We start from the raw sequence: 6,428 nt of genomic DNA, 5'->3' as shown, positions 1-6,428 counted from the left end.
CACTGTTTGCGGCTACTTTGTTTCGAATGTATCAAAAATATGCTGAAAGAAATCAGTGGAGCTTTGAAATACTGTCAACTTCAGAAACAGGTCTTGACGGCTACAAGGAAGCTTCTGCTTTGATCACAGGTAAGGGAGTTTTTGCAAAATTGAAATTTGAATCTGGAGTGCACAGAGTGCAAAGGGTACCAGAAACAGAGTCAAACGGACGCATACATACCTCAGCGGCTACGGTGGCCGTGTTACCTGAAGCACAAGAAGTTGATATCACAATAGAGGAAAAAGACTTAAAAATAGATGTGTTTAGGGCAAGTGGAGCTGGCGGACAGCACGTCAACACTACGGATAGCGCTGTAAGGATCACACATTTACCTACTGGTACAGTAGTAATTCAACAAGATGAAAAATCTCAGCATAAAAATAAAGCAAAAGCTCTCAAAATTTTGAGATCAAGGGTATACGAAGCAGAAAGGGAAAAAATAGACAGAGAGCGATCCGCATTAAGAAAAGGACAAGTTGGAAGCGGTGATAGGTCTGAAAGGATTAGAACGTATAATTACCCACAGAGTCGCATTACAGACCATAGGATTAACGTTACTTCACATGACCTTCATAAAGTCTTGAACGAGGGGTGTTTGGAACAATTCATTGAAGTACTGATAGCAGAAGCGCAGGCTGCCAAACTGGCAGATTCTGAATGCTAGTAGAGCATTTCAACACAAGTATACAACTTGTATGACGCATATAGCTCAGGAGATAATCATCAACACAAATATGAAAAAGTGTGATGGAGGGATGCCTGTCAACTTGGAGGTGAATCAATTACCTAAGAACACCAGAACACCTCACATGTTCTCTACTCAGTTACCAATGAAAGGGCAATACACTCGAAGACTGACTGCAATACTTGTGGCCATTGTGTGTTTTGCTTCTGCCACTAGTATACTGTTGTTGTACTCAGCAGCAGGGGGTCATGTGGAACCATGGCTGACAAAACAGCTGTACACTATGATAGGTACCCTTCCTATCTGTTTAGTGCTATTTACAATCGACCTCAAGACAATTCATAGATGGTCCTACTTTTATTATGTTATGACCATAATCTTGTTGATCCTTGCAGACGTCATAGGTCACAAGGCAATGGGTGCTCAACGGTGGCTCAAAATTGGCTATATCAGCATCCAACCGTCTGAATTTGCGAAAATTGCGATTATTTTGGTGCTATCAAGATATTTTGCCTCTTTAAATCACAATATGATTCAAAGATTTGGTTTTCTTTGCACTCCAATAGCATTGGTCTTGATACCAACAATTCTGATCTTGAGACAACCAAATTTAGGAACTGCAATCATCATTATCAGCATTTCTGTATCAATATTCTTTGCTGCAGGGGTGACGATAAAAAGATTCCCAATATTGATTATCTCTGCTTTGCCGGTACTGCCGCTCGTTTGGCATTTCATGCACGCGTATCAAAAACGACGTATCCTGACCTTTTTATATCCAGAAAGCGATCCGCTTGGAGCAGGGTATAACATCATGCAATCCAAGATAGCAATAGGCTCTGGTGGATTTCTAGGTAAGGGATTATTACAAGGTACTCAAAGCCAACTCAGCTTCCTACCTGAGAAACAGACAGATTTTATATTCACTTTACTTGCAGAGGAATTTGGCTTATTGTCTGTCTTTTGTCTGATCTGCATTTACTTAACAATATGTTTAAGCTGTTATTACGCATCTATCAATTGCAAGTATGAGTTTGGCAGGTTAATATGCGTCGGTGTCAGTGTATTGTTTTTTACACATGTATTGATTAACATTGGTATGATAGCTGGACTTTTGCCGGCGGTAGGAATACCGTTGCCCTTTTTATCTTACGGTCGTTCTAATCTTGTGGTGTCTTACATGAGTATAGCACTGGTGTTAAACGTTGCGTGGGCAAGATTGAGAGGTGACTAACCCCCCACCAATGAACTTATAGGAAAAAGATTTTCATATGATTTCGTGTCCACACTGTAGGCATCAGAACAACAGAGAGTACCTTTCCTCAAAGATGTGCCAAGGTTGCAATAAAATTTTGCCGATTGATTCACACGACTATTTTGAAATATTTGGCGTAAAGTTATCCCTTAACCTGACTAATGAAGAGCTTGAACAAAAATTGTATGAGCTGCAGTCGCTATATCACCCAGATCGGTACGTGCATCGAGTGGCATCAGAGCAGTCTATAGCGTTAGCAAATAGCGCAATTATCAACCAAGGTTATCATGTTTTAAAAAATCCGCTTACAAGAGCTCATCATGCATTTCAAGTCTTAGGAATGTCTCCAGAGAATAGGGCTGCACCTATTGAATTCATTGAGGAGTCATTTGAGCTTCATGCACAACTTGAAGAATGTGAGTCACAGAAGGAACTCACAGATTTTTACACAAACATATTGAAATTGGAAGAGAGCGCGAGACAGGAACTGATAACGCATTTTGAAAAAAGAGCTTATCAAGAAGCACTATCAGTATATATTAAGCTGAAACTGTTAGAATCCATCAAACAGTCAATAACAAAACAACTAAAACACCAAGATGCGTCCTGAAGATATTGTAACCGATGATAGTGCTCAAGTGGAACAATTGCAGCCTGGCATAGCGATAGGAATCGATCTAGGCACGACGAACTCATTAGTTGCGTTTAGTTCAAATGGCAGGCCCTTTATCATAGCGCACGATGGCATAGAGGATGAGCTGATGCCCTCAGTTGTTACACATCATAAGGGACAGATTTTGGTTGGGAAGGAAGCTTTGGAAGCTTCACATTTTCTGTCATCTGTCAAGAGACTGATGGGCAAAAATATTGGGGAAGTTCAGCATTTGGAAGTGCCTTACTTATCAAAAGAATCAAACAGAATTACGCTTGAAGTTGATGGGCACAAGATTACTCCAGTGGAGGTATCTGCTCATATACTAGCTGCTTTGAAACAGCGTGCGGAGAAATTTATGAGGCAAGAGATTCAAGACGCTGTGATTACTGTACCAGCCTATTTTGATGATACTGCTAGGAATGCAACCAGACAAGCAGCTAAACTTGCTGGTTTGAACGTATTGAGGCTAATCAATGAACCGACGGCAGCAGCACTTGCTTATGGTTTGGATAGATATGATGGCAATCAAACTAGGGATGGTATATACGCTATTTATGATTTGGGTGGTGGCACGATAGATATATCGATACTGAGGCTGCACAAGGGGATATTTCAAGTTATTGCAACATGCGGCAAGACGGATTTGGGTGGTGATAATTTTGACATGCGACTTTTGAAATACCTATTGCCTCAAGACATGCACTCAGGAGAGCAACTTCCTGGCACCTTTAACGCATCTATTTTGGAGGTTAGAAAAGTAAAAGAACATCTTACAACGCATCAAGAGTGGGCTGGCATTATTGCTAATACTGGGGTCAAAAGGGTCACTAGGGCGACTTTTGAAGAGTTAATATCACCTGATGTAGAGCAAACGATACGGCTTTTTCAACGGGCGCTAGACGATGCTAATCTTGGTGTCGACGATTTACAAGAAACCATTCTTGTTGGAGGGGCGAGCAGGACCCCAATTGTAAAACGCAAGCTTGCGGAGTTTTTAAAACAAACACCGCTTGATTCGATTGCTCCCGATAAGATAGTTGCATTTGGTGCTGCGATACAGGCGGAAGCATTGACCAGAAAAGCTGGGCATTTACTACTGGACGTGGTTCCATTGTCTATAGGAATAGAATTACTGGGGGATATTACGGAGGTGATCATTCCACGCAACACGACTATTCCTACGGTTTACACCAAGACATATACCACAGATGTGGATGGACAAAAAAACGTGATGATTCATATCGTGCAAGGGGAGAGTCAACACGCTTCAAAGTGCAGATCTATAGCGAAATTTGAGCTAAAGGGTTTACCGGAGATGTCTGCACGAACTATGAGAATACACTTGAAATTTATGGTAGATGCTAATGGGATATTATCTGTAACAGCCCAAGAGGACATTAGTGGTATTACCAAGGAGATAGAAGTCAAGCCCACACACGATCTAACTGAAACGGAAATACTGTCGCTCTTTTGTCATTCCATCGTACAACAGAACTAGATTACGATGTTTGTATTACAAAGCTCCAATGTAACTATTGTATAGTAGTCAAACGCAAGACACCGTACGTATCTTTTCTTTAGCATCTTGACTAAGAAAAGATAGCTTGATATCCTTTCTTAGTGTGTACAGCTTAAGAAAAAATGGCTTATGAATAAAAGAATAGGAATATACATTACACAAAAGGTCTCTGGTGAGTCATATAAAGCATATGTTCCTACAAAACCCCCACCTGAGGCACCTATAGAACTGACTATGCTGTATCCTTACCTTGGAAAAGACTTGGTTTGATGAACGCTTGAGCTTGTCTCAGGAACGTTCTCAAAGTTGGATTGACGCGATTTAAAGAAAGGGATAAACAGGGCTCTACAACCACATAACAATCTCAAAACTGGCGAGGTCGGGAGCAGACAGCATTACCGCCTTTAAAAAAATATTATGTGCGTGACAGCGTATCAATATTAGTGTATATTGGAGTCTGAGCTTTATTATACAGCTTCATTTGTATTTTATAAAACAAGAACAATGTTAAACTTAGTAACTAAAAAATTGATAACTCAAGGTTGGCGCTGGCGTTAATTTGTTTGTGCCCATTACTTTGTCAATTTTTTAATCTATGGTTTGTAATATGTTATCTCTTGTTTTAGAATATTTACTTCAATCATCCCCTGTTTTCTCTATGTCATGGCCGTCCGGCCAATAGTATAGTTACTTTGCTGTAATTGATCTGCATTAACATTAACCTAATGCACTTTTATCTATAAAACTAAACTTTTGACATGGAGTACATATGAAAAAGTTCTTTTATTACGCTGTACTTATAATTTTTATAACAGCATTCACTATTGATAATAATCAGATATACAACAATTTACCTGTTGTAGCGATTGCTGATTATAGACCACATATTCCAGCGAATACAGAAATTGTGGAGTGATTTATGATTGAAATTTCAAACATCAGTAAATCATTCCCAGGATCTTTTAGGCGTATAATAGACACCACTGATCTATTATTAGAGCATGGAGATTTCTGCGTTTTAATTGGAGCTAATGGGTGCGGTAAATCCACTTTACTGAAGCTGATAAGTGGCGAGTATCAAGCCGATACCGGTACCATAAAACGTGAAGGCGAGGTGGCGCAGGTAGTCCAAGATGTGAATTTGGGAACTGTGCCTGAGATGACATTGCTTGAGAATATAGTATTAAGCGAAATGAAATCCCCACAGCTATTATTTTATAAACGGTATAAAGCTCAAGTGATCCAAAATCTAAAAGAATTAGGCATTGGTTTGGAGGAATGTATTGATCAGCCTTTGAAGATGCTGTCTGGCGGGCAAAGGCAAATGATTGCAACGTTAATGGCAGTTAACTCAGGTAAGAAAATTCTGTTGCTAGATGAACACACTTCGGCTCTTGATCCTAAAATGCAGCACTTATTAATGGAATATACAGTGCGACAAATAATGCAACATAGTATTACAACCATTATGATTACTCATAAAATGGACGATGCAATAAAGTATGGCGATCGCTTAATCATGTTGCATCAAGGCAAGATTGTTTTGGATTTAGATAAAGAACAAAAAAGTAGACTGAAGGTGCAAGATTTATTGGCTATGTTTCATCAGTACGAAGATCAGTTTTTAGTATCTGGAGGTGAAAATGACAATTGAGCTTTTATATGTTGGAATACTGCAAGGTCTGATACTCGCGATGATTGCCTTTGGAATTATGATTCCATTCCGGTTCCTCAATTTCCCAGATTTAACAGCAGAAGGGGCTTATCCACTTGGAGGTGGAGTGTGTGCAACCCTAATTGTTGCAGGGACGCCACAAATGTTCGCTATGGTGTGTGGTATTGTTGCTGGGGGATTTATGGCACTCTGCACAGCGCAAGTCGCTTTGCGTCTCAAGGTTAATAGTTTGCTCGCCGGCATTATACTCAGCACCATGGTGTATAGCATTAATCTCAGGATTATAGGTAAGCCAAATATAGCCTTATTTGAGATGGGAGGCATAAAAGTTGATATTATATCGCTAATCATTATTGCGATGCTTTGCATGATACCCTTTACCTTGTTTTTGTATACTGACTTTGGCTTGCGATTTCGAACAATAGGCAGCAATCCCAAATTCGCTATAAACCATGGGGTTAGTGTGAACAAGTATACAAGCCTAGGTTTGTTCATTGCAGGGTCTATGTTTGGCTTAGCTGGCAGCCTAATAGTCCAAATACAGCAATTCATGGATGTGGGAATGGGTGTTGGTATAGTGATTCACGGATTAGCAAGCC

Annotated in this window: 7 protein-coding genes; all 7 read left to right on the top strand. The window is 40.0% G+C overall.

Going from position 1 to position 6,428, the window contains the following annotated elements; translation table 11 throughout:
* On the top strand, positions 1-704 hold a 704-nt coding region (locus EDM53_RS05235), incomplete at its 5' end, for a peptide chain release factor 1 (RefSeq protein ID WP_130122606.1).
* Between the two features lie 31 nt (positions 705-735).
* A complete protein-coding gene (rodA, locus tag EDM53_RS05230; protein ID WP_242507901.1) occupies positions 736-1,959 on the top strand; it encodes a rod shape-determining protein RodA in 1,224 nt (407 codons plus the stop codon).
* A gap of 118 nt (positions 1,960-2,077) precedes the next feature.
* A complete protein-coding gene (gene hscB / locus EDM53_RS05225; protein WP_165379665.1) occupies positions 2,078-2,590 on the top strand; it encodes a Fe-S protein assembly co-chaperone HscB in 513 nt (170 codons plus the stop codon).
* Positions 2,580-4,133, top strand: a complete 1,554-nt coding sequence (locus tag EDM53_RS05220; RefSeq protein ID WP_130122604.1) for an Hsp70 family protein — start codon at positions 2,580-2,582, stop codon at positions 4,131-4,133. The genes hscB and EDM53_RS05220 overlap by 11 nt, the downstream gene beginning before the upstream one ends.
* A 150-nt stretch (positions 4,134-4,283) precedes the next feature.
* A complete protein-coding gene (locus EDM53_RS06245) occupies positions 4,284-4,424 on the top strand; it encodes a hypothetical protein (RefSeq protein ID WP_165379664.1) in 141 nt (46 codons plus the stop codon).
* Between the two features lie 649 nt (positions 4,425-5,073).
* Positions 5,074-5,808, top strand: coding sequence for an ATP-binding cassette domain-containing protein (locus EDM53_RS05215; RefSeq protein WP_130122603.1), 735 nt, complete (start codon positions 5,074-5,076; stop codon positions 5,806-5,808).
* Positions 5,798-6,428, top strand: a 631-nt coding sequence (locus EDM53_RS05210) for an ABC transporter permease subunit (protein ID WP_130122602.1), incomplete at its 3' end; no start/stop codon positions are given. The genes EDM53_RS05215 and EDM53_RS05210, both read left to right, overlap by 11 nt.

Origin of the sequence: Rickettsiales endosymbiont of Peranema trichophorum, from assembly GCF_004210275.1 — a bacterium.
Classification (GTDB): Bacteria; Pseudomonadota; Alphaproteobacteria; order Rickettsiales; family Midichloriaceae; genus RICK02.
The sequence above is the reverse complement of the archived record's forward strand: the minus strand, read 5'-3'. Positions and strand labels throughout refer to the sequence as shown.

What these genes read in the sequence shown, in the direction of transcription:
- rodA (WP_242507901.1), top strand. Translation starts at nt 736, where the DNA reads ATGACGCATATAGCTCAGGAGATAATCATCAACACAAATATGAAAAAG.
- EDM53_RS05220 (WP_130122604.1), top strand. Translation starts at nt 2,580, where the DNA reads ATGCGTCCTGAAGATATTGTAACCGATGATAGTGCTCAAGTGGAACAA.
- EDM53_RS06245 (WP_165379664.1), top strand. Translation starts at nt 4,284, where the DNA reads ATGAATAAAAGAATAGGAATATACATTACACAAAAGGTCTCTGGTGAG.
- EDM53_RS05215 (WP_130122603.1), top strand. Translation starts at nt 5,074, where the DNA reads ATGATTGAAATTTCAAACATCAGTAAATCATTCCCAGGATCTTTTAGG.